This window comes from Nocardioides sp., from assembly GCF_047602075.1.
Lineage (GTDB): Bacteria > Actinomycetota > Actinomycetes > Propionibacteriales > Nocardioidaceae > Nocardioides.
This window is the reverse complement of the sequence record NZ_JASGIF010000001.1, coordinates 1,239,112-1,260,387: the sequence shown is the minus strand read 5'-3', so window position 1 is coordinate 1,260,387 and position 21,276 is coordinate 1,239,112. Positions and strand designations below refer to the sequence as shown.

The 21,276-nt window shown below is 68.8% G+C and carries 22 protein-coding genes, 1 tRNA gene and 1 pseudogene; 15 read left to right on the top strand and 9 right to left on the bottom strand.

Annotated features, from left to right (window positions below):
* Positions 1 to 12 precede the first annotated feature (12 nt).
* On the bottom strand, positions 13 to 1,050 hold the full coding sequence (locus QM714_RS06375; protein ID WP_415098677.1) for a zinc-binding dehydrogenase: 1,038 nt from the start codon (positions 1,048 to 1,050) through the stop codon (positions 13 to 15).
* 185 nt (positions 1,051 to 1,235) lie between these two features.
* Here QM714_RS06375 and QM714_RS06370 point away from each other — a divergent pair, with 185 nt between their 5' ends.
* A complete protein-coding gene (locus tag QM714_RS06370; protein ID WP_415098675.1) occupies positions 1,236 to 2,468 on the top strand; it encodes an MFS transporter in 1,233 nt (410 codons plus the stop codon).
* 9 nt (positions 2,469 to 2,477) lie between these two features.
* Here the strand turns inward: QM714_RS06370 and QM714_RS06365 are convergent, their stop codons facing one another.
* The 3 genes from QM714_RS06365 to QM714_RS06355 all read right to left on the bottom strand — a co-directional run bounded on the left by QM714_RS06365 (position 2,478) and on the right by QM714_RS06355 (position 4,928).
* The gene (locus QM714_RS06365) at positions 2,478 to 4,142 is read right to left on the bottom strand and encodes a phospholipase D family protein (protein ID WP_415098673.1); all 1,665 of its coding nucleotides are present in this window, start codon (positions 4,140 to 4,142) and stop codon (positions 2,478 to 2,480) included.
* Between the two features lie 112 nt (positions 4,143 to 4,254).
* Complete coding sequence (locus QM714_RS06360) at positions 4,255 to 4,689, bottom strand: type II toxin-antitoxin system VapC family toxin (protein WP_415098671.1); 435 nt, start codon at positions 4,687 to 4,689, stop codon at positions 4,255 to 4,257.
* Entirely contained in the window at positions 4,686 to 4,928 is a 243-nt protein-coding gene (locus QM714_RS06355) for a ribbon-helix-helix protein, CopG family (RefSeq protein ID WP_415098669.1), read from the bottom strand. The genes QM714_RS06360 and QM714_RS06355 overlap by 4 nt, the downstream gene beginning before the upstream one ends.
* Positions 4,929 to 5,113: 185 nt before the next feature.
* Between QM714_RS06355 and QM714_RS06350 the strand changes: the two genes are divergently transcribed.
* The 14 genes and pseudogenes from QM714_RS06350 to QM714_RS06285 all read left to right on the top strand — a co-directional run bounded on the left by QM714_RS06350 (position 5,114) and on the right by QM714_RS06285 (position 16,980).
* Positions 5,114 to 6,127 (top strand): ABC transporter ATP-binding protein, encoded by a 1,014-nt coding sequence (locus tag QM714_RS06350; RefSeq protein WP_415098667.1) that lies wholly within the window; start codon positions 5,114 to 5,116, stop codon positions 6,125 to 6,127.
* Positions 6,124 to 6,912 carry an ABC transporter permease gene (locus QM714_RS06345; protein ID WP_415098665.1) on the top strand — a complete coding sequence of 263 codons (789 nt, stop codon included), beginning with the start codon at positions 6,124 to 6,126 and terminating at the stop codon, positions 6,910 to 6,912. Before QM714_RS06350 ends, QM714_RS06345 begins: the two co-directional genes overlap by 4 nt.
* Positions 6,913 to 7,140: 228 nt before the next feature.
* A complete protein-coding gene (locus tag QM714_RS06340) occupies positions 7,141 to 8,223 on the top strand; it encodes a sensor histidine kinase (protein ID WP_415098663.1) in 1,083 nt (360 codons plus the stop codon).
* Complete coding sequence (locus tag QM714_RS06335) at positions 8,220 to 8,825, top strand: response regulator transcription factor (protein WP_415098661.1); 606 nt, start codon at positions 8,220 to 8,222, stop codon at positions 8,823 to 8,825. Before QM714_RS06340 ends, QM714_RS06335 begins: the two co-directional genes overlap by 4 nt.
* 137 nt (positions 8,826 to 8,962) lie before the next feature.
* On the top strand, positions 8,963 to 10,261 hold the full coding sequence (locus QM714_RS06330) for a deoxyguanosinetriphosphate triphosphohydrolase (protein WP_415098659.1): 1,299 nt from the start codon (positions 8,963 to 8,965) through the stop codon (positions 10,259 to 10,261).
* A complete protein-coding gene (locus QM714_RS06325) occupies positions 10,258 to 11,175 on the top strand; it encodes a 2-hydroxyacid dehydrogenase (RefSeq protein WP_415098657.1) in 918 nt (305 codons plus the stop codon). Before QM714_RS06330 ends, QM714_RS06325 begins: the two co-directional genes overlap by 4 nt.
* Positions 11,176 to 11,230: 55 nt before the next feature.
* On the top strand, positions 11,231 to 13,114 hold the full coding sequence (dnaG, locus tag QM714_RS06320) for a DNA primase (protein ID WP_415098655.1): 1,884 nt from the start codon (positions 11,231 to 11,233) through the stop codon (positions 13,112 to 13,114).
* Positions 13,111 to 13,611, top strand: coding sequence for a hypothetical protein (locus QM714_RS06315; RefSeq protein ID WP_415098654.1), 501 nt, complete (start codon positions 13,111 to 13,113; stop codon positions 13,609 to 13,611). Before dnaG ends, QM714_RS06315 begins: the two co-directional genes overlap by 4 nt.
* Before the next feature lie 58 nt (positions 13,612 to 13,669).
* Positions 13,670 to 13,745, top strand: a tRNA-Asn gene (locus tag QM714_RS06310).
* Positions 13,746 to 14,032: 287 nt separating this feature from the next.
* A complete protein-coding gene (locus QM714_RS06305) occupies positions 14,033 to 14,275 on the top strand; it encodes a hypothetical protein (RefSeq protein WP_415098653.1) in 243 nt (80 codons plus the stop codon).
* Between the two features lie 54 nt (positions 14,276 to 14,329).
* Positions 14,330 to 14,467, top strand: a complete 138-nt coding sequence (locus QM714_RS06300; RefSeq protein WP_415098652.1) for a hypothetical protein — start codon at positions 14,330 to 14,332, stop codon at positions 14,465 to 14,467.
* A 309-nt stretch (positions 14,468 to 14,776) separates the two neighbouring features.
* Entirely contained in the window at positions 14,777 to 15,118 is a 342-nt protein-coding gene (locus QM714_RS06295) for a hypothetical protein (protein WP_415098650.1), read from the top strand.
* A 118-nt stretch (positions 15,119 to 15,236) separates the two neighbouring features.
* A pseudogene (locus QM714_RS06290) lies at positions 15,237 to 15,602 on the top strand (deaminase); the annotation flags it as partial.
* Between the two features lie 355 nt (positions 15,603 to 15,957).
* On the top strand, positions 15,958 to 16,980 hold the full coding sequence (locus tag QM714_RS06285; protein WP_415098648.1) for a beta-ketoacyl-ACP synthase III: 1,023 nt from the start codon (positions 15,958 to 15,960) through the stop codon (positions 16,978 to 16,980).
* On the opposite strand, the gene QM714_RS06280 is transcribed toward QM714_RS06285, so the two are convergent.
* The 5 genes from QM714_RS06280 to QM714_RS06260 form a co-directional block, all read right to left on the bottom strand.
* Complete coding sequence (locus QM714_RS06280; RefSeq protein ID WP_415098646.1) at positions 16,958 to 17,914, bottom strand: 3-hydroxyacyl-CoA dehydrogenase NAD-binding domain-containing protein; 957 nt, start codon at positions 17,912 to 17,914, stop codon at positions 16,958 to 16,960. The genes QM714_RS06285 and QM714_RS06280 overlap by 23 nt on opposite strands.
* The gene (locus QM714_RS06275) at positions 17,901 to 18,830 is read right to left on the bottom strand and encodes a 3-keto-5-aminohexanoate cleavage protein (protein WP_415098644.1); all 930 of its coding nucleotides are present in this window, start codon (positions 18,828 to 18,830) and stop codon (positions 17,901 to 17,903) included. The genes QM714_RS06280 and QM714_RS06275 overlap by 14 nt, the downstream gene beginning before the upstream one ends.
* 1 nt (position 18,831) lies before the next feature.
* Positions 18,832 to 20,028: an aromatic ring-hydroxylating oxygenase subunit alpha gene (locus tag QM714_RS06270; RefSeq protein ID WP_415098642.1), complete on the bottom strand. Its 1,197-nt coding sequence runs from the start codon at positions 20,026 to 20,028 to the stop codon at positions 18,832 to 18,834.
* Positions 20,029 to 20,315: 287 nt separating this feature from the next.
* Positions 20,316 to 20,900, bottom strand: coding sequence for a TetR/AcrR family transcriptional regulator (locus QM714_RS06265; RefSeq protein ID WP_415098640.1), 585 nt, complete (start codon positions 20,898 to 20,900; stop codon positions 20,316 to 20,318).
* Complete coding sequence (locus QM714_RS06260) at positions 20,897 to 21,229, bottom strand: PIG-L deacetylase family protein (RefSeq protein ID WP_415098638.1); 333 nt, start codon at positions 21,227 to 21,229, stop codon at positions 20,897 to 20,899. Before QM714_RS06260 ends, QM714_RS06265 begins: the two co-directional genes overlap by 4 nt.
* Between the last annotated feature and the right edge of the window lie 47 nt (positions 21,230 to 21,276).

Genomic DNA, 21,276 nt, shown 5'->3' with positions numbered 1-21,276 from the left:
TCCTCCGCAGCCTCAGTGTGACGGGTCGATCATCGTCATCCCGGCGACGGTGGCCTGGTCGAACACCGGCAGCAGCTCGGCGGCCTCGTCGAGGCCGATCGTGCGCTCGATCAGGTGCTGTGGCTGCAACGCGCCCTCTCGGATCAGGCTCATCATCTCCGGGTAGTCCGCCGCGGCCATGCCGTGGCTGCCGAGAAGATCGAGCTCCCACCCGATCACCCGGGCCATCGGCACCCGCGGATGTCCCTCGACGGGAGGGAGCAAGCCGACCTGGACGTGCCGTCCCTGTCGCCGTAGCCCCAGGATGGCGTCAGACGCCGTCCGCTCACTGCCGACGGCGTCGACGGCGACATGACTGCCGCCGTCGGTCAGCTCGCTGATCACGGCTGGGACGTCGGTGCCGTCGGCGAGGACGGTGTGCTCGGCCCCCAGCTCTCGAGCCGCGGCGAGGGCCTCGAGATTGCGGTCGACCGCGACCACCCGCGCACCCAACGCCCGGGCGATCATGATCGCGCTGAGCCCGACCCCGCCGGCGCCGACGACGGTGACCCACTCACCCTCACGGAGACGGGCGCGCGCCGCCAGGGCGCGATAGGCGGTGGCGAATCGACAGCCGAGGCTGGCCGCAGTCGTGAGGTCGACCTGCTCGGGGACCGACACGAGGTTCACATCGGCGGCCGGCAGGGCGACGTATTCGGCGAACGAGCCCCAGTAGGTAAAGCCGGGCTGCTGTTGATCGGGACACACCTGCGCCTGCCCGCTCCGGCACCAGTCGCAACGCCCACAGCCGCACACGAACGGCACCGTCACCCGTTCGCCCGGCGTCCAGCGCCGCACCTGTGATCCGACGTCGACAATGACGCCGGCCAGCTCGTGGCCGGGGACGTGCGGGAAGGCGATGTCCTCGTGCCCGGCCCAACCGTGCCAGTCGCTGCGGCACATCCCGGTGGCCCTCACCTCGACCAGTACGCCGTTGGCGGGGGTGGTCGGCACTGGCACCGAGCGAACCTCCGGATGTCCCCGGACCGCGTCCACCACTACTGCGCGCATACTTCCTATTCTGTCTTGGCTGAGGTCGCTCGCTTCAGCCGGCTGGCAAAGGAGATGGTGGTGGGTCCTAGTCGGTGGCGGTCGTTTGTGGTCGAGCATGGTGGACCGATTCTGGAGGCTCATGGGTTCGTCCGAGAAGGACGGACCGATCTCCTCGGTGCCCTCGGCATCCATCAGCCTCAGGCGTGACTGTGTCGGGCTCCCTCGCGCCGCTGCGCGAACCCAACTTCCGCTACTACTTCCTCTCGCGCATGGTGAACCTCGCTGGCTCGGCCATGGGCGGGCTGGCGCTCGCGTTCGCCGTTCTTGAGGTGAGCGATTCCCCGAGCGCGCTGGGTGTTGTGCTTGCCGGTCGCAGTATCCCGATGGTGCTCTTCCTCCTAGCCGGCGGAGTGATCGCGGACCGATTCGGCCGGGCATTGGTTATCCAGGTGTCCAACGTGGTGGCCGGCTTGACCCAGCTCACGGTCGGGTTTCTAGTGGTGACCGGCACCGCTCAGTTATGGCAACTGGTCGTCCTCTCGGCGGTCAACGGAGTAGTCGCCTCGATCAGCTTCCCCGCCTTGGCCAGCCTGCTTCCTCAGCTGGTTCCGCGTGACCAGCTCCAGCCAGCCAACGTGTTGATGTCGATGATGCGCAACGTGCTCACCATTCTCGGCCCGACAATCGCCGGCCTGCTCGTCGTCGGTGTCGGTGCTGGTTGGGCAGTCGTGGTCGACGGCGCGACCTACCTGGTTGCCGCAGCCCTACTCGTTCGGGTTCGGGTGCCGCCCCCGCCGGCTCGGGTCGACAAGCCGTCGATGGTGGTCGAGTTGCGTGAGGGGTGGACGTTCTTCGTGTCGACCACCTGGCTCTTGGTCGTCGTGATCGCCTTCTGCGTGCTCAACGCACTCCAGAGTGGTGGCATGTACACGCTGGGTCCCGTGCTCGCCAAGGACACCGCCATCGGCGAGGGTGGATGGGGCGTGATCATGTCCTCTCAGGCTGTTGGGCTGCTGGCCACCACACTGGTCCTGCTCCGAGTGCGACTTCAGCGACCACTGATGTGGGGCATGATCGGTTGCTCGTTCTTCGGAGTGCCGATGATCGTGCTGGGCGTGCATCCCAGCCTGGTGCCGGTGATGATCGCTGCCTTCGCTGCTGGTGCGGGGATCGAGCTCTTCATGCTCGGGTGGGACATCGCGATGCAGGAGAACGTCCCTGACGAGATGCTCTCGCGTGCCTACTCCTACGACGCGCTCGGATCCTTCATCGCCATCCCTGTCGGGCAGCTCGCCTTCGGGCCGTTGGCGGTTGTCTTTGGCATTCGTGAGGTGCTGGTGGTCGCGGGGGTGGCCTACGTGGTGATCGCGCTCGCGACCCTCACCGCTCCCTCGGTGCGGAATCTTCCCCGGGCGGAGGTTGGAGGAGCGGCCTGAATTCCACGCTCAGTAGGCGTGCCGCCGCCGCATCCGCCAGGGACGCCCGTCCGGATCGTGCAGGAAGCGGTAGGAAGGGGCGGCGATCACCTGTCGCGGCGGCGGAAGCGATGGCAACGGGAGCAACCGCAGGCGACCCGGCGGTCGGGGGCCCGCCTGCCCGGCGGCATGCCACTCGTCCAGGGCATCCGCGGCGGCAGCGACGGTCTCGAACATCCCGCGGGCGTCGACGCAGTCGGTCATCGCCTCGATCAGGGCGTCCTCGGCCGGTTCGTCCGGATCGATCGGCCGGTCCGGATCGATCCGGTCGAGGTGCTCGGCGGCGAGGGTGAGCCGGAGCTGGCGCGGGTAGCCGGTCCGGTCGAGGGAGCCGAGGTCGACGACGGCGGCCGAGAGCTCGGAGTCGTTGGTCCACGACCGTCGGCAGAAGTTGTCGGAGCCGATGGTCGCCCACCGGTCGTCGATCACGCAGACCTTGGCGTGGACGTAGACCGGTGTGCCGGCATGGTTCTCCGGGGCGTAGATGGCGACCCGGTCCGGGGCTGTCTCGATGACTCGGCGGACCGCCTGAATCCGGCCGAGCGTCTGCGGATCGCGCGCGAACCAGCCGTCCTGGTCGGGCACCCGGGGCAGCACCGCGATCAGGTGGAGTCCCGGGTGGTCGCGGAGGGCCTTGACCAGCATCGTGCTCGTCTCCCGACCCCACAGGAACTGGTCCTCCAGGTAGATCAGGTCGCGGGCACGCTCCAACGCCTTGGTGTAGCCGCGGGCAACCGAGCGCTCGCCCGCGGGCGCGAAGTCATAGGACCAGCCGACGCCAAGAGCCGGATAGGTGCGGAGCAGCTGCACGGCGTGGTCATGGTCGGTGGCCGGCGGCGCCGGCTGCTGCGGGGGGAGCGGGCGGCGCGGCTCGTCGAGGCCGCGCAGCCTGTCCTGAAGGCGTCGGACCGGGTTCCGGGTGCGTGGCCCGGTGTCCTCCCAGCGCTCGCGGAAGACCGTCTCGACGTCGTAGACGACCGGCCCGGTCAGCTCCAGTTGTACGTCGTGCCAGGGCGGGCGCTCGCCGTACTCCGAGGCGATCGGATCGGCCTGGGGATCGCCGAGGTGGCGAGCATCGTCGCGGCGCCCGTGGCACAGGTCGATGCCGCCGACGAAGGCCACGTCCCGGGTCGAATCGGCGGCATGTCGGATGACCAGGAACTTCTGGTGGTGGGCGCCGCCCGGCCGCACCCGCATGTCGAGCTGGATATCGGCACCGCGCTCCTGCAGCAGCTCGCCGAGGCGGTGATGGGACTCGGTCGAGTAGCCCAGCAGTCGACTGTGTGAGCGCCACACCAGGGCACGGACGTCGACGCCCCGGTCCAGCGCGCGGCCGAGCACCTCGACCAGCTCGCTTCCGGGCTGTCCGGTGAGGCGCTCGTCGGCATCGCCTTGCCAGTCAGTGAAGAGGATGAGGTCGCCGGAGCCGGTGGCCTCGATCCGTTCGTAGAGCACGGAGAAGTAGGTCGCGCCGTGGATCAGTGGTCTGGCCCGGTTCCCGCGGGTCCACGCCACGCGCCCTTGCCGCCCGCTGCCATGACCGCTGCCCAGCCTTGTCGACGGATTTCCCCGCTCGTCGACCGTCAGGAACCAGGAGGTCCGCTCGTCGTCGCCCAGCATGGCCTGCTCAGACATCGTGGGCGTCTCCTCCCTGCCCGTCATCGACCGCCTGATCGGAGATTACCGGCCTTCGGAGGGAGAGCCGGCCCAGTAGCGTCGGCCTCCGCCGGAGGTCGGAGTTGGCCGCTCAGCCGTCGGCGGGCAAGATCGTGAAGCTGGCGAAGCCACGCGTGAGCGGCTTGACCACCCTGAAGTCGCGTTGGTCGAGCGTGAAGATCCTGTTGGTGCGGTAGCGGTCGGCGATCACCACCCCGATGCCGTCCGCAAGGTCGAGTTCGAGACTGCGGTACGCCAACCGCACCTGACCGGCCGAGAGCAGATCGTCGTTGGACACCGTGGCCAGGGTGTAGTCGCCGTCGGTGATCCGGTCGGTCAGGGCCTCGATCGCCTCGGTGGCCGCACGGAATCCGAAGTCGCGATGCACCAGATGATCCAGTTCTGCCAGCACCAACGGCGAGATCACCAGCCGTTCGCTCGACATGACGGCGAGAGCCCTCGTGTGCTCGGCCTCCCCATCGTCGAAGGCTGCGAGGAGCGCCGAGGTATCCGCGACAACGATCAACGTCGCGCAGCTCGCTGGCTGATCTGGTCGACGAGGTCGCGGTCGATCTCGTCCATCGTGCGAGTCCGCTTGCCGTGGAAGACGGGTAGGGGTTTGGCGCGTCGCGTGCGCTGACTGTCGTCGAGCAGCCTTGCCACGCCCCGTCGGATCAGCTCGGCCTTGCTCACCCCCTCGGCTTTGGCCTCCGCCTCCAGGCGAAGATCAAGCTCGACGGGGAGATAGACGGTCGTCTTCTGCATGCCACCTATGGTACCTGCGCTTCGCGCATGGTGATGGCGGTCCACAGGCTGCCGAGACGTCATTCCTTCTGGTCGCCTGGGCGACCGACTCCGATGACGTTCGGCGGCAGGCACTGACATTTGTCACGGGTGATCGGTGACAGGACGACCAGGGGCCTCGCGCCGATGGCCGCCAGGGTGGAGTCATGACAACTCCGAGCACGACGACTACGGGCGCAACGGACGCCGGCCCGGCGAGCGCGGCGAGTGGACGGCGTACGTCGTCCCGATCGGCGGCCGCGGCAGCGATCGAGCTGTCCGGGGTGACCCGCACCTACGGCAAGGTGGTGGCCGTCGACAACGTCGACCTGAGCATCGAGCAGGGCGAGGTGGTCGCCTTCCTCGGCCCCAACGGCGCCGGCAAGACCTCGACCATCGACATGATGCTCGGGCTCGCCTCGCCCAACCGGGGTGAGGTGGCTCTCCTCGGGATGAGGCCACGGGCCGCCATCGAGCGTGGCCTGGTCTCGGCGGTGATGCAGACCGGTGGCCTGCTCAAGGACCTGAGTGTGCGCGAGACGGTGGCCTACATGGCGAGCGTGTTCGCCAACACCCAGGCCGTCGACGACGTGCTCCGCGGCGCCGGCATCGCCGAGATCGCCGACCGCAAGGTCGGCAAGTGCTCGGGCGGCGAGCAGCAGCGGTTGCGGTTCGCGCTCGCGCTGTTGCCAGATCCGGCCGTCCTCTTGTTGGACGAGCCCACCACCGGGATGGATGTCGAGGGCCGTCGCTCCTTCTGGTCGGCGATCCGCGAGGACGCCGAGCGGGGCCGCACGGTGGTCTTCGCCACCCACTACCTCGAGGAGGCTGATCAGTACGCCGACCGCATCGTGCTGATCAGCCATGGGCGCATCGTGGCCGACGGTTCGGGAGCCGAGATCAAGGCACTCGCCAGCGGCCGCACCATCCGCGCCACCCTGACCGACGCCGAGAGCTACGACCTCCACCGGCTGCCGGGCGTCGACTCGGTCGAGGTGCGCGGCGACACCGTGCTGATCCACTCCCGCGCAAGTGACGACGTGGCGAGACACCTGCTCTCGGCCACCCCGGCTCGCGACCTCGAGATCACCGCCCAAGGTCTCGAGGAGGCCTTCCTCAGCCTGACCGGCGACGCGCGAAGCACGGCCGACGACGCGAACGAGACGGAGAGCCTGCGATGAGCGCCATGACTACCTTCGATCCCAGCACCCGCAGCGTGCCGCGCTTCGGTGCCATCAGCCCGACGCTGTTCGGCATCGAGCTGCGCCGGATGCTGCGCAACCGGCGCACGATCATCTTCGCGCTCATCTTCCCGGGAGCGATGTTCTTCGCGATCGGCTCCTCGCAGTCCTACGCCACCGAGCGGGTCGGCGTCGGCAACGTAGCGGCGTACATCATGGCCTCGATGGCGCTCTACGGCGCCGCGCTCACCGCGGCGAGCGCGGGAGCATCGGTCGCCATCGAGCGGGCGCAGGGCTGGTCGCGTCAGCTGCGGCTGACGCCGTTGTCGCCGGTGGCCTATGTCGTTCTCAAGGCACTGGTCGCGTTGGTTCTCGGCGCGATCGCCGTGACGGTGGTGAACATCTGCGGACTCATCCAGGGCAAGCCGGACATGCCGGTGTCAGCCTGGATCGGCTGCGCGCTGCTCGCTGTGGGGTGCACCCTGGTCTTCGCCGCCCTAGGCGTCTTCGTGGGCTACCTGGTCCCGGGGGAGAACGCGATGCAGATCCTCGGACCGGGACTCGCCGCGCTGGCCTTCCTCGGCAACGTCTTCATCCCGATCACCGAGGGCACCACGATGTGGTGGGCGGCGTCCTTCACCCCGATGTTCGGAGTGGCCGAGATCTCTCGCTGGCCGCTGACCCAGCAGCTGGACTGGTACTCCCTGGTCAACGCCGTCGCCTGGCTGGCGATCTTCCTCGGTGGTGCCGCTTGGCGGATGAGCAAGGACACCAGCCGAGTCTGACGGCGGATGCAGGGCAACAGACTCGAGAGCCGGATCGGATCAATGTCCACGACGCGACCCACGGATAGGTTGGGAACTATGGCGTCGTCCGACTCTCGTGTGGAGCCGGAGGCGGGTGGACTGACGGGGGGTCTGCCCGCCCCCGGCCCATCACCGTCCGGCCCGTCGGCGAGCGTGCGCGGCTCGGAAGCCTGGGCCTCGACCAGGCCGGAGCGACCGCATCGCCGGATGTGGATCGGCTTGGTCATGTCGGCCATCTGGCTGTTCTTCCTCCAAGAGCCGTTCACGGTCGCATTGACCCAGCGGACCGGTGTCGAGCGGGTGGTCGGTCTGCTCTCGCTCACCCTGTTCGTGCTGGTCTATCTGGTGTCCTTCCCGCTGGGCATGCGCGGACGGATGAGCCGCCGGCCCGATGAGATCCCTGCGGAAGGCGTCCTCATCGTGGGCGCGCTGGCCGTGCTCGCCACGCTGGTGTGCGTCACGACGGGCCAGCCGGGCACGGCAACCTGGGTCTTCGTCGGCGTGTGCGCAGTCCACTGGTTCCCGTTTGCGGTGTCTGTGTGCGTGGTGGTGAGCATTCTGCTCGGGTTGCAGGTGGCGACTGCGTCGGTGCCGGCCTGGACCGAGGAGCCCTCGCTGTCGTTCGCGGTCGCCATGTCGGCGTTTGCGATGTATGGCTTCACCCAGCTCCTCAACCGCAACGTCGAGCTGGTTCGGGCCAAGGAGGAGAACGCCCGCCTCGCGGTCGCCGACGAACGCGGTCGGTTCGCTCGCGACCTGCACGACATCCTCGGCCACACCCTCACCGTGATCACGGTGAAGGCAGAGCTCGCCGAACGACTGGTCGACCAGGATCCCGAGCGCGCGAAGACCGAGTTGGAGGAGGTCCAGCGGCTCGGACGCGACGCCCTGGCCGACGTACGCCGTGCGGTCGGCGGCTACAGCGCCCCGTCATTGGCCGGCGAGCTGGCTCGGGCCAGCAAGGCGCTGGAGGCTGCCGGCATCAAACCCGACCTGCCGACCACCGTCGACGACGTGCCGAGCGAGTTCCGCGAGCTGTTCGCGTGGGCGGTCCGGGAGGGGGTCACCAACGTGATCCGGCACAGCGGTGCGACTCGCTGTCTGGTCCGGTTGGAGCCGCACGGTGTGCGGATCGAGGACGACGGGCGTGGGCCGGCGCAGGTCGGGAGCGGGTTCGTCGGCGGCCATGGGCTGGCGGGCCTGCGCGAGCGAGCGGCTGCGTCGGGCGCCGTCTTGGTGACCTCGCTGGTGGAGCCGCGAGGCTTCGTGTTGGAGGTCAGCCTCGCGTGATCCGGTTGTTGCTGGCCGACGACCAGGCGCTGGTGCGGGGGGCGTTGGCCGCTCTGCTCGATCTGGAGCGGGACTTGCAGGTCGTCGCCGAGGTGGGTCGCGGCGACGAGGTCGTCGCCGCCGCGGTCGAGCATGACGTCGACGTCGCACTGCTCGACGTCGAGATGCCGGGCCTGGACGGCATTGCCGCCACCGAGGCCGTGAAGGTGGTTCGGCCGTCGACGCGCGTGTTGATCGTGACCACCTTCGGTCGCCCGGGCTTCGTCCGGCGTGCGCTGCGGGCAGGTGCGGATGGCTTCGTGGTCAAGGACACGCCCGCCCGTCAGCTCGCCGATGCGGTTCGCCGCGTGCACCAGGGGCTGCGCGTGGTCGACCCGGATTTGGCTGCCGACAGCATGCTGATGGGGGAGTCTCCGCTCACGGACCGGGAGACCGAGGTGCTCCGGGCTGCTCGCGACGGAGCGCCGGTGTCGGTGATCGCCCGCACCCTCTTCTTGAGCACCGGCACGGTTCGCAACCACCTCTCCGCCGCGATCGGCAAGACCGGCGCCGCCAACCGCGCCGAGGCGGTCCGGATCGCCGACGACTCCGGTTGGCTCTGAGTACGTGTTTAAGAAGTCTCGGCCGTCGCGCAGCAGGCCATGGGCTTCTTAAACACGTACTGAGATCTCGTTGATGGCCCGCTCGACCAGCGGCGACCTGCCGGGAGCGGGAGCCATCGGCGCTAACCTCGGCTCAGATGGACACCCGTGCAATCGACACCACAGCCGAGGGGTACGACGACGCTGCCGCCGAGCGGCTGGTCGCCGAGCCCCCGAAGCGGGTCGACGCACCGATCCGGACTCCGTTCGAGCGTGACCGAGCCAGGGTTGTGCACGCCGCCTCGTCGCGCCGCCTTGCCGCCAAGACGCAGGTGGTCGGCCCGCAGACCGACGACTTCGTGCGGAACCGTCTGACCCACAGCCTGGAGGTTGCCCAGGTCGCCCGTGATCTGGCGCGAGCACTCGGCTGCCACCCCGACATCGTCGAGACGGCCGCCCTGGCACACGATCTGGGTCACCCGCCGTTCGGCCACAACGGCGAGCGGGTGCTGGCCGAGTTGAGCGAGCCTTGTGGCGGCTTCGAGGGCAATGCCCAGACCCTGCGCCTGCTGACTCGGCTCGAGTCCAAGACCTTCGACGGCGACGGCCGATCGGTCGGCCTCAACCTGACCCGGGCGACCCTGGACGCCTGCACGAAGTACCCCTGGACCCTCGCCCAGGCAGAACCACCGGGTGGCGTCCACGCCGACGGGTCCCCGCGGACGGTGCTGAAGTTCGGGGTCTATGACGCCGATCTCCCGGTCTTCACCTGGATGCGTCGCGGCGTCTCCGGCACCCGCCGCTGTTTGGAGGCGCAGGTGATGGACCTCGCTGACGACGTCGCCTACTCCGTCCACGATGTCGAGGACGGCGTGGTCGCCGGCCGGATCGACCTGACGCGACTCGGTCGGGCCGCGATCTGGGAGACCGTGCGGGAGTGGTATCTCCCGGCTGCCACCGACGAGGAGCTGGAGGGCGCGCTGGCCGGACTGGCAGCGATCGATGGTTGGCCGCACACGCCGTACGACGGCACTCGGCGCGCCCTGGCCGCCTTGAAGAACCTGACCTCCGACGTGATCGGGCGGTTCTGCGGAAGCGTCCAGGCGGCGACCTTCGCCGAGGGGCGGGGGCCGTTCGTGCGCTATCAGGCCGACCTGGTGGTGCCCGAGCGAACCCGACAGGAGATCGCGGTGCTCAAGGGGATCGCGGCGCACTATGTGATGCGAGCCGACGACCGGGTGGCCCTGATGAAGCAGCAGCGCGAGCTGCTAGGTGAGCTGGTCGAGGCGATGCTAGTGCGGGGCCCGGAGGCGCTGGATCGACAGTTCGCCGACGACTGGCTGGCCTCGCCGGACGAGGCTGGGCGGACTCGGGCGGTGATCGACCAGGTGGCCTCGCTGACCGACGCGAGTGCCGTGGCGCGCCATCGGCTGCTGATGGGGAGGACGAGCCGATGACAGAGCCGATGGTGTGGCTGCCCTTCGACCCCGAGGACCTCGGTGAGGTCCCGGAGGGGCTGCGCTTCGACATGGTGTTACCCAACGAGGTCGACGTGTTGCCGGACTCTGCGGCCGAGGTGGAGTTTTACGTCCTGCCCTATCAGTTCTCCCCGAAGGACAACGAGGTGATGGCCCAGATGCCCCGGCTCAGGGTGGCTCAGACGCTGACCGCGGGCATCGAGCACATCGTCGACGCCGTCCCGCCGGGTGTCACCCTCTGCAACGGCGCCGGCATCCACGACGACTCGACGGCCGAGCTCGCGCTGACTCTGATCCTGTCCAGCCTCAACGGGATGCCCGGTTTCTTGCGGCGCCAAGAGGAGCACCAGTGGCGCTCGCTCTGGCGCGATGCCCTCGCCGATCGGCGGGTGTTGATCGTGGGCTACGGCCGGATCGGCGCCGCGATCGAGGACCGGCTGCGGCCCTTCCAGGTCGACATCACCCGGGTGGCCCGATCGGCGCGGACCGGGGTCCACGCCGTGGCGGACCTGCCCGATCTGCTGCCCGCCGCGGACGTGGTCGTCCTGATCCTGCCCGCGACGGCGGAGAGCCGGGGCCTGGTGAACGCCGGCTTCTTGGCGGCCATGAAGCCCGGCGCTCTGCTGGTCAACGTCGCCCGCGGCAGCATCGTCGACACCGACGCGCTGGTCGACGCGCTCGAGGACGGCCGCATCTCGGCCGCGCTGGACGTGACCGACCCGGAGCCGCTGCCAGCCGACCACCCACTGTGGCGCGCCCCCAATCTCCTGCTCACTCCCCATGTGGGTGGCGCAAGCGCGGCGATGTGGCCGCGGGCGCACCGGCTGGTCCGCGCCCAGTTGCGTCGCTATGTCGCCGGCGAGGCGCTCGTCAACGTGATCCCACCCGGCTAGTGCCTGCCTGTTGAGGGCCAGGCGACCCACGACCGGTCGCCCGTAGACTCCGGGCGTGGCCGGACGGATCCGCGATGAGGACATCGCCGAGGTGCGCGAGAAGGCGCGCATCGACGAGGTCATCTCCGGCTATGTCACGCTCCGCAACGCCGGCGGCGGCTCCCAGAAGGGACTGTGTCCCTTCCACGACGAGAAGTCGCCGTCCTTCCACGTCACCCCCGCCCGCCAGTTCTGGCACTGCTTCGGGTGCGGCGAAGGCGGTGACGTGTTCACGTTCTTGATGAAGATCGACGGGCTCACCTTCGTCGAGGCGGTCGAGCGGCTGGCGGAGAAGTACGGCGTCCAGCTGCGCCGCGAGGAGGGTGACCATCGCCCGGAGCGGCCGCGAGGACCGCAGCGGTCCCGACTGATCGAGGCGCACCGGTTGGCTCAGGAGTTCTACGCCGACCAGTTGTCCGGGGCGGATGCGCTGGCGGCCCGCCAGTTCCTGCACGAGCGTGGCTTCGACCAGGACGCAGCCGGGCGATTCGGCATCGGCTTCGCGCCGCGAGACGGTGAGGCCCTGCTGATCCATCTGCGGCAGAAGGGCTTCGCCGACGAAGAGACGGTCGCCGCAGGCCTGGTAGCGATCGGCCGCTCGGCGTACGACCGCTTCCGAGGCCGCCTGCTCTGGCCGATCAGGGACGCCACCGGCGACACGATCGGTTTCGGAGCTCGCCGGATCTTCGACGACGACCGCATCGAGGCGAAATACCTCAACACTCCCGAGACACCGATCTACAAGAAGAGTCAGGTCCTCTACGGCATCGACCTGGCCCGCCGCGAGATCGCCAAGTCCTCCCAGGCGGTGGTGGTGGAGGGCTACACCGATGTGATGGCCTGCCACCTCGCCGGCGTGCCGACCGCGGTCGCCACCTGCGGCACCGCCTTCGGCGACGACCATGCCCGAGTGCTGCGCCGCTTCCTGCTCGATCAAGCCGACGGGCATGGGGAGGTCATCTTCACCTTCGACGGCGACGAGGCTGGCCAGAAGGCGGCGCTGCGGGCCTTCCAGGGCGATCAGAACTTCGCGTCGCAGACCTACGTCGCGGTTGCACCGGCCGGTCTGGACCCGTGCGACCTGCGCCTGCAGCAGGGTGACCAGGCCGTCCGGGACCTGGTCGGCTCGCGGCTTCCGCTCTACCGCTTCGTGCTCGGCAACGTCGTGGGCCGCTACGACCTGGACCGCGCTGACGGGCGGGTGGACGCGCTGCGGGCGGGCGCCGGCCTGGTCTCGAGCATCCGCGACCGCTCGAAGGTCGACGCCTTTGCTCGCGAGATTGCGCGGATGGTGGGGGTCGATATCGAGGAGGCCCGAGCAGAGGTCCGCCGAGCTGTCGCCCGGGGCAACAACCGCCCGCAGACCACTCGCCGCCCGACCCAGGAGGATCCACCGGCGGCACCCGCGGTCGACGTACCCCCACTGCTCCATCCACGGTTCGCCATCGAGCGAGACACCCTCAAACTGGTGGTTCAGCACCCTGCCGCAGTCGGGCGCACCATGGCCGAGGTCACCGAGCAGGACTTCACCCATCCGACCTATCGCGCGGTGTGGGCGTTGGTCACCGCCGCGGGCGGGCCGTCCGTCGGCGCCCAGGACCCGCAGTGGGCCGCCCGGCTGCGCGATGCGACCACAGACCCGGCGCTCGCCTCGGCGGTCAGCGGCCTCGGCGTCGAGCCGGTGCTGAGCACCAAGGCGGTCGACGAGGCGTACGTCGCCTCGCACGTCGCTCGCCTCCGTGAGGTCACCGCGCAGCGTCGGATCGAGGACCTCAAGTCGCGGCTGCAGCGGACCAATCCGGTCGAGCAAGCGGAGGAGTACCAGTCCCTCTTCGGGCAGCTGGTCGCGCTAGAGCAGCAGCGCCGGACTCTGCATGAACAGGCACTGGGAGAGGCATGAGCGCCCGCCCACGCCGCCCCGATCTCGTTGTTGCTCCCGGCGAGCGACTGCTCGCCTGGGCCGCAGCTACCGACGGCCGCGTGGTCGGTGGCACCCGTGACGCGTTCTACCTGACCGACCCCGGCGGTGGCGCGCCGACCCGAATCGCCTGGGAGCAGGTGGAGGCTGCGGACTGGGACGGCGAGACGGGCACCCTCCGGGTCTCCGAGGTCGGCACCTGGGGGGCGCAGCGGCCCGAGCACCAAGTCATCTTGGAGAACTCCCGCCGCCTGCTGCAGCTGGTCCGGGAGCGGGTTTCGGCGAGCGTGGTCTTCCAGCAGCACGTGCCGATCACCGGTCGCAGAGGTCTGCGCGTGGTCGCGCGACGAGCCCCGGGCGGCGCTCCTGGGATCTCCTGGTTCTACGAGTACGACGCCGACATCGACCCCGAAGACCCCGACGTCCGCCGCCTCGCGGCCGACGCCCTGGCCGTCGCCCGGGAACAGCTGGGGGAGTGACCCGCTCGATTCGCCCGCCTTCGGCCGTCCTTGCTAGTCTGTGCGGGCTCCACAGCGATCCCCTGTAGCTCAACTGGCAGAGCATTCGGCTGTTAACCGAAGGGTTGTTGGTTCGAGTCCAACCGGGGGAGCCAAACGCCACTCGCTCGACTTGATCGGTGCTTTCTCGCCACGTCGGCCTGGGTTCGATACGCGTACTCAACCTGGGTCCGACGTGGGGCTGTGGAGGGGCGAACTCCGTGGCGCCATGCTCTGTCAGGATTACCTCGACGACCCAGATCTGTAAAGGTAATCTTGACAGTGGAGATCATTGACTCGGCTCGCGAGCACGAGATCGCCGATGGCGACATCACGCATGCATGGGAGAACGCGGTCCGACTTCGCCCACGGTTCTTCGAGTTTCTGAGATGAGCTGATTGACATGGACACCACGACCAAGTCCGACAAGGCCGGTCTCGCCGAGGTCGATCCCATGACTCATGCGTCCCGAGATGCGACCCCCTTCCGACGCATTCTGGCTGCTTGTCGTCAGGTCGCCGAGGCGGAACAAGAGCTCCGAGATGCCGTGAAGGCGGCCCGCGAAGCGGGCGACTCCTGGGCGATCATCGGCGCCGCCCTCGACACCTCCCGACAGGCCGCGTTTCAACGGTTCGGGAAGGACTGACGCAGGCTCGCAAGCCCGGGATCTGGTGTCTGGTCGGGCGGGCGCTGCCCGCAGATGATCTACGGCATCCCTCCCACGGTCACCCTCCCGACGAACCGCGACAGCCTGGACGTCACCGGCTTGACGGGCGCGATCTGGATGGAGGACCTCCACGGGCTGCACATCGCCTCCGCCGGGCTCCACGCCGCCTGACGCGAACGTCGTGGGTCCCTGGCAGGATGCGCCCGTGACCGATCCCGACTCGCAGCCCGAGGAGCAACCTCGCGTGCTCCACGCCTGGGTCGACGAGTCGATGCACACGGCCTCTAGCTTGCTGGTGGAGGGCATCTATCTGTTGGCAGCGACTGTCGTGAGTCCGCAGGAGTGCGAGCCGATCCGGGACACGCTTCGTGGCCTTCTGCTCGGAAGAACCAGAGGCTGCACTGGTATCAAGAGAATCCTGACCGTCGAAGGACGATCGCTGCGGCGATCGCCGAGCACTCGCTCGCGCACACCGTTGTGGTGGGAGTGCCCCTCAACGAGCACAAGCAGGAGCGGGCGCGGCGGCTCTGCATGGAGTTGCTCATCCTCGAGCTCAACAGGCTCGGTGTCAGCCAGGTCTGGGTTGAGAGTCGCAAGGCGCGGCAGGACCAGCGCGATCTGCGCATGCTCGATGCGGTACGCAGCACCGGCCTGATCGACATGACGCTGCGTATGGACTTCGTGCAGCCGTTCGCTGAGCTGATGCTCTGGGTGCCCGATGCCGTTGCCGGGGCTGTGGGGTCAGATCGGCGTGGCGAAGATGCAGTGCCGCTGAGCCACTTGGCGGAGACCGTGACGATCCTGCCGAGGCTTCTGGGCTGAGAAAAGCGTCAGCCCCGGGTGCCAACATCCGTCAGCGTGTCCGGGGCTTTCTTCCTCACACCGGAGCCCGGGGAGGCATCTCCACGGTAGCACGAGCGCCCGACCCACCCAAGAGGTTTCCCGGCGTCGGATCGTGCACGCTGACCTGCTGGCGATGCTCCGTGCCGACTCGGTGCTGGGATTTGCGCCGAGAGAAGAGCCGTTGACGCTGGCGGTGAACCTGGAGCCTTGCGTGATGTGTCTTGGTGCAGCCATCACGCTCGGTGTCGAGCGCGTCGTCTATGCCCTCGAATCGCCAAACGATGGCGCGGTCGAACTCCTCAAGGCGTGGGAGCCGCCGATCGAGCAACCCTTCTTCAAGCGACCAGACGAGGTCCTCGGCGGTATTCGTAGACAGCGGTCACAGGAGTTGTTCGCAGAGTACGCCGACGGCGACGGCCCGCTGGGAATGCGCACCTGGGCGAGGGGACTCGCCGAGCTGTGAGTTGACCGCTAGACGGCATGTTCCTAGAGGAAGTGCCGGGCTCGCGGCGCCCCGCGTCTCGACCGGCGGCGTTCTCCTCGACTCGACGGGCCTCCGGCCCGCCTTCGCTCGTCGGCCTGGCCCTGCTCGTCCCCACGTTCTGGGGCTGGCCTTCTTCCCGATCGCGGTGCTGCTCATCTGGTGGGGCGCGATCCTGCCCGAGGAGCGGTTCTTGCGCGCGCGGTTCGGTGCGAGGTACGACGACTACACGCGACGGATGCGTCGCTGGCTGTGAGGTGGGGCCTGGCCGATCGCGAGGACCACGCCGGTCGTCGTACGCTTCGTTCTATCCGGCGGCACAGACGTAGGAGACGCGATGGCGAGGATCGGTCAGCGGTCGGGCGCGGCGGCGACGGCGATGCTCGGGCTCGGGGTCTACCGGCCGGAGCGGGTGGTGACGAACGCCGAGATCTGCGAGGTGCTCGACTCCAGCGACGAGTGGATTCGCACCAGGTCGGGCATCCGGACGCGGCGGTATGCCGGTGAGGGCGAGACCCTGGTCGCGATGGCGACCAGAGCCGCCCGCGGCGCCCTTGAAGCATCGGGTGTCGGCGTCGACGAGATCGGCACGGTCATCGTGGCGACGTCCACCCATACTCAGCACTCGCCGGCGGCGGCGCCGCTGGTTGCCCACGAGCTCGGCTCGCGGGCGGCGTCGTTCGACATGTCGGCCGGCTGCGCCGGCTTCTGCCATGCCCTCTCGGTGGGCTCGGACCTGGTCCGGAGCGGCAACGCGAGCCATGTCCTGGTCATCGGGGTCGAGATGCTCAGCCGTTTCCTGGACCCCACGGATCGCGGCACGGCCTTCATCTTCGGCGACGGCGCCGGAGCCGTGGTGGTCGGCCAGTCCGACGAGCCCGGCATCGGCCCGGTGGCGTGGGGCTCGGATGGCTCGCAGTCCCACGTGATCAGGCAAGAGCCCGGCTGTGAGCACGTCGATGCCGACCACCCGATGGCCGTGCGCATGGAAGGGACCGCCGTCTTCCGTTGGGCGCCGTTCGCGATGGCCGACGTTGCCCGCGAGGCCGTCGCGGAGGCTGGTCTGACGATGTCGGATCTGGATGCATTCATCCCACACCAGGCCAACATGCGGATCACCGAGACCCTGGTGCGCAACCTGAAACTGCCCGACGGCATCGCGATCGCTCGAGACATCCAAGACTCGGGCAACACCTCGGCGGCGTCGGTGCCGCTGGCCATCGAGGCGATGCTCCGCCATGGGGAGGCGAAGCCCGGTGACACGGCGCTGCTGATCGCGTTCGGCGCCGGCCTGAGCTATGCCTCGCAGGTGGTCACGCTTCCGGCCACGGCCGGAGTCAGCGCTTCGGTGGCTGGGTAGCAGCCACCACGGTGGTCAGGGTCGCATCGCGCTGTGTAGCCAGCGACCGGATCGACTCCCCGTCGGTGGCCTGCTTCATCCCGTCGGCGAGCCGCTCGATCGTCGCGGCGTCGAGACGCGGGTCGCCCAGGTCGTCCCACCAGCGATGGAAGCTGTCGGCGTAGCGCTCGCAGAAGGTGGCGATCCCGCCGTCATCGCCGCCGAGGTGGAACAGCTGAGTCGGCCCCATCACCGCCCACCGCAGCCCCGGTCCGGACGACACGGCGACGTCGACATCGTGCGGACTGGCCACGCCTTCGTTGACGAGGTGGATGGCCTCACGCCACAACGCAGCTTGCAGGCGGTTGGCGACGTGTCCCGGCACCTCGCGGCGCACCTCGATGGTGACCTTGCCGACCGACTCGTAGAACCGGCGGGCCGCCTCGACGACACCGGGATCGGTGTGCGCGTTGCCCATCACCTCGACCAGCGGGATGAGATGTGGGGGGTTGAAAGGATGGCCGAGGACCAAGCGTCCGGGATCCTGCCAACCGCCCTGGAGCTCGGTGAGGGTCAGCCCGGAGGCCGAGGACGCGACGACTGTGACGCCGTCGAGCGCCGGCTCGATGTCGGCGTACAACTGGTGCTTGAGCGCGACCCGCTCGGGGATGCTCTCCTGCACGAACCCGGCGCCCTCGACCGCGGCCCGGGCGTCGCGGTGGAAGGTGAGCTCGCCGGTGGGGGCGTCGGCGGTGGCGAGCCCGAGTGCGGTCAGCACCGGCCACGCCTCCTCGACCGCCTCGCGGACGCGGCCCTCCGCCGTCGGGTCCGGGTCGTGTACGGCGACCGAGTGGCCGCCGGCGAGGAACAGCGCGGCCCAGCTCCGGCCGATGAGCCCGCCCCCGAGCGCCGCGACCCTGGTGCTCGAGGAGGCGTCGGGCTCAGAAGGTGACACGGTCGGCTCCCTTGAGGGCGAGTCGTTGCCTGGTCTCGTCCGGGGTGGCCACGGTATAGCCGAGCGACTCGATGATGCCGCGGATCTTGGTGACCTGGGCGGCGTTGGACGGTGTCAGCTCGCCCGGACCGATGTAGAGGCTGTCCTCCATGCCCACTCGCAGGTTGCCGCCGAGCATCGCGGCCTGGGTGGCGAAGGACATCTGGTGCCTGCCGGCTGCCAGCACCGACCACTCGTAGGAGTCGCCGAAGAGCTTCTCGGCGATGGTGTGCAGGTGCTGGAGGTTGTCCAGGTCGGCACCCACGCCACCCAGCACACCGAACACCATCTGCACGAAGAACGGCGGCTCGAGCCAGCCCTGGTCGATCAGCCAGGCGAGGTTGTAGAGGTGGCCGAGGTCGTAGCACTCGAACTCGAACTTGGTGCCATGCCCGTGCGCGAGTTCTTTCACGACGTACTCGAGGTCGGCGAAGGTGTTCTTGAAGATGAAGTCGCGGGTCATCTCGAGGAACTCCGGCTCCCAGTCGTGCTTCCACTGGGTGTGCTTCTCCGCCATCGGGAAGATGCCGAAGTTCAGCGAGCCGACGTTGAGCGACGCCATCTCCGGCGAGGTGGCCACGGCGGCGCGGAGGCGCTCCTCGCGGCTCATCCCCAGGCCGCCGCCGGTGGAGACGTTGAGGACGGCGTCGCTCTCGGCGGAGATCCGCGACATGAAGTCGGCGAAGAGCTCTGGACGTGGATCGGGCTGGCCGGTCTCGGGGTTGCGGGCGTGCAGGTGGATGACGGCCGCACCGGCCTGCGCGGCCTCGATCGCGGCGTCGGCGATGTCTTCCGGAGTGATCGGCAGATGCGGCGACATGGTCGGCGTGTGGATGCCGCCGGTCGGGGCGCAGGTGATGATGACGGACTTGCTCATGTCAGGCTCCTGCCGCGCTCAGGTCCGCCGCCGCGACCCGGTCCGCGCCCTCTGCGTCGAGGCCGACCAGGGAGCGATAGGCCTCCAGGATCAGGCCGTGGAAGTGGTGCACCCCGTGCTCGGAGAGTCCCGGCTGCCTGGTGGTGTCGTAGACGATCCGGCCCTGGTCGAAGGCGGGGGTGCTCATCCCGCGCTGGACGCTCTCGACGATGGTGATGTCCTGCACCTGGAGCACCTCGTCGATGTAGCGGGCTGCCTCGACCTCCGCCGGCTCGAGCTCGCTGGTCTCGAGGAAGAAGTCCCAGGTCTCCAGGGTTCGGTCCGGTCCGGCAGGCAGAATCTGGAAGACCATGAAGTTGCCGCGACCGGGGTAGCGCAACAGGCAGGTGTTGGGCCACAGCCACCACACCGAGTGCTGGGTGACAGTCGCGCCCGAGACGTCGTACGCGACGTTCTCGTGCTTGCCGGCGTCGGCGAAGTGGCTGGACCAGATGCCGTGGGTCTGCACGTCGTAGGTGTCCATGTCGACTAGGTCGACGAACTCCTTGTGCGCGATGTGGCAGTGGTAGCACTCCAAGAAGTTGTCGATGACGTTCTTCCAGTTGCTGCGCACCTCGTAGCTCAGCCGCTTGGCGTGGGTCAGGGAGGCGACATCGGGCGCCCAGCGGGCGATCTCCTCGGCCAGATCCCCGGCCTGCTCGGCGAGCGGGCGGGCGCTCGGGTCGAGGTTGACGTAGACGAAGCCGCCGAACTCCTCGACCTGCACCTTGTCCAGGCAGATCTGGGTCTTGTCGAACGTCTCCATCTGGTCGGCCTTCCGGGCCCCCCTGAGCTGGCCGTCCAGCCCATAGGTCCAGGCGTGGTAGGGGCAGGCCATCACCCTGGTCGTGCCCGAGCCGGACAGCAGTTCGTGGGCACGGTGCTTGCAGACGTTGTAGAACGCCCGCAGCACTCCCTCGCGGTCACGCACCACCACGATCGGCATCTCCGCCACCGTGGCGGTCACATAGCTTCCTGGCGTCGCGAGCTTCTCGATGTGGCAGACCCACTGCCAGGTCCGGGCGAAGATCCCCTCGAGATCGGCGCGCAGCCACTTCGGATCGGTGTACGCCGGCGCGCGCAGCGACATGGACAGGGCGGGGTCGGGGTTGTATCCCGATGCGATGGAGACGACGTCGTCGACGGTGACCGAAGGCATCCTCGCAACGTACCGGAGATTTGGACGATCGTTCAAGACTCGTCGGCACGTCGGGATCCGAGCGACGCCGCGATCGTGACCCGCGGGCGCGGGTGGCGACCCGATGATCTTCCGCCGGCCGTGCACCGGGTCGCCGCCGACGTGGCCGATCCGGATCCGGTGGAGCGTCTGGCCGACGCGGCGCGCGAGGCATTCGGGACGATCACGTTGCTGGTCGACAACGCCTGCGTTCGAGTGGAGAAGACGGTGTCGGCCCAGTTCAGTCGGCCCAGTTCAGTCGGCCCAGCTCAGTCGGCTAGGGCGATCTCCTCGGTCCGCGCGACGCCACGGCGGATCGAGGTCTTGTCCAAACCCAGCAATGCGGTGAGCCACATGCCGTTCTGAAGGATGTCGATGTCGGCCGCTCGGCGCGCGCACTCCCCACGGCTCAGGCCGGGGCGGGCAGCACCGATCAGGGTCGCCAGGCCGACGCGATAGCGGTGCTGGGCCTCGGTGTTGATCTGGGCGAACTCGTCGTGTGCCTGGGCGAGCGCCCAGAGCTGCATCCGCAGGGCGAGATACTCCCTGGTCAGGAACTCGGGATCTGCAACTCGGTGCAGGGCGTTGCGTAGTCGCTTCTCGGGGGAGAGTCGTGGCTCGGGCTCGATGATGGCGAGGTCGTGCTCCTCGATCTGGCGCAGGGCGGCGGCGATCAGCGCCGTCTTGTCGTCGAAGTAGTAGTGCAGCAGCCCGAGCGCCACCCCGGCCTCGCGTGAGACCGTTCGCATGCTCACTCCCGAGATGCCATCGCGGGCCAGCACGCGGAGCACTGCCGCCAAGATCAGCGCCCGCCGGTCGACCTTCCCGGCGGTGTCAGGAGACCGACCACTCACCCTGACCACCCTAGCGACCAGAAGGTATGACGTCCCGTGGCTCGGTCAGCCGCCCCAGCCATCGGGAAGACCTCGACCACACCGCGCCACGGCTCCAACCCGTCGGTGAACTGGTCGGCGAAGATCCACCGGTTGGCGGCATCGCGGACCGTGTCGAGCACGGCGCGGCCGACGGCGATGTGATCGGCCTGGTTGAGGTTGCGCCCGCCGAAGGTGTCACCGAAGTTGCCGGTGATCACGATCTCCGGCCGATGGCGGCGGAGCGCCTCGGCGATCGCGCGGCGCAGCGGCGGCGCCGAGCTCCATGTCACCGGGGTGGGCAGCTGCACAGTGCCCGCTCCCAGTCCTCGCGGAGGAGTTCGAGCGGGGTGGGTTC

Excerpts from the sequence above, each read along its gene's own strand:
- QM714_RS06375 (WP_415098677.1), bottom strand. The coding sequence starts at position 1,050 with ATGCGCGCAGTAGTGGTGGACGCGGTCCGGGGACATCCGGAGGTTCGC.
- QM714_RS06365 (WP_415098673.1), bottom strand. The coding sequence starts at position 4,142 with ATGTCTGAGCAGGCCATGCTGGGCGACGACGAGCGGACCTCCTGGTTC.
- QM714_RS06355 (WP_415098669.1), bottom strand. The coding sequence starts at position 4,928 with ATGCAGAAGACGACCGTCTATCTCCCCGTCGAGCTTGATCTTCGCCTG.
- QM714_RS06350 (WP_415098667.1), top strand. The coding sequence starts at position 5,114 with ATGACAACTCCGAGCACGACGACTACGGGCGCAACGGACGCCGGCCCG.
- QM714_RS06345 (WP_415098665.1), top strand. The coding sequence starts at position 6,124 with ATGAGCGCCATGACTACCTTCGATCCCAGCACCCGCAGCGTGCCGCGC.
- QM714_RS06340 (WP_415098663.1), top strand. The coding sequence starts at position 7,141 with ATGTGGATCGGCTTGGTCATGTCGGCCATCTGGCTGTTCTTCCTCCAA.
- QM714_RS06330 (WP_415098659.1), top strand. The coding sequence starts at position 8,963 with ATGGACACCCGTGCAATCGACACCACAGCCGAGGGGTACGACGACGCT.
- QM714_RS06325 (WP_415098657.1), top strand. The coding sequence starts at position 10,258 with ATGACAGAGCCGATGGTGTGGCTGCCCTTCGACCCCGAGGACCTCGGT.
- QM714_RS06315 (WP_415098654.1), top strand. The coding sequence starts at position 13,111 with ATGAGCGCCCGCCCACGCCGCCCCGATCTCGTTGTTGCTCCCGGCGAG.
- QM714_RS06305 (WP_415098653.1), top strand. The coding sequence starts at position 14,033 with ATGGACACCACGACCAAGTCCGACAAGGCCGGTCTCGCCGAGGTCGAT.
- QM714_RS06300 (WP_415098652.1), top strand. The coding sequence starts at position 14,330 with ATGATCTACGGCATCCCTCCCACGGTCACCCTCCCGACGAACCGCGAC.
- QM714_RS06285 (WP_415098648.1), top strand. The coding sequence starts at position 15,958 with ATGGCGAGGATCGGTCAGCGGTCGGGCGCGGCGGCGACGGCGATGCTC.
- QM714_RS06275 (WP_415098644.1), bottom strand. The coding sequence starts at position 18,830 with ATGAGCAAGTCCGTCATCATCACCTGCGCCCCGACCGGCGGCATCCAC.
- QM714_RS06270 (WP_415098642.1), bottom strand. The coding sequence starts at position 20,028 with ATGCCTTCGGTCACCGTCGACGACGTCGTCTCCATCGCATCGGGATAC.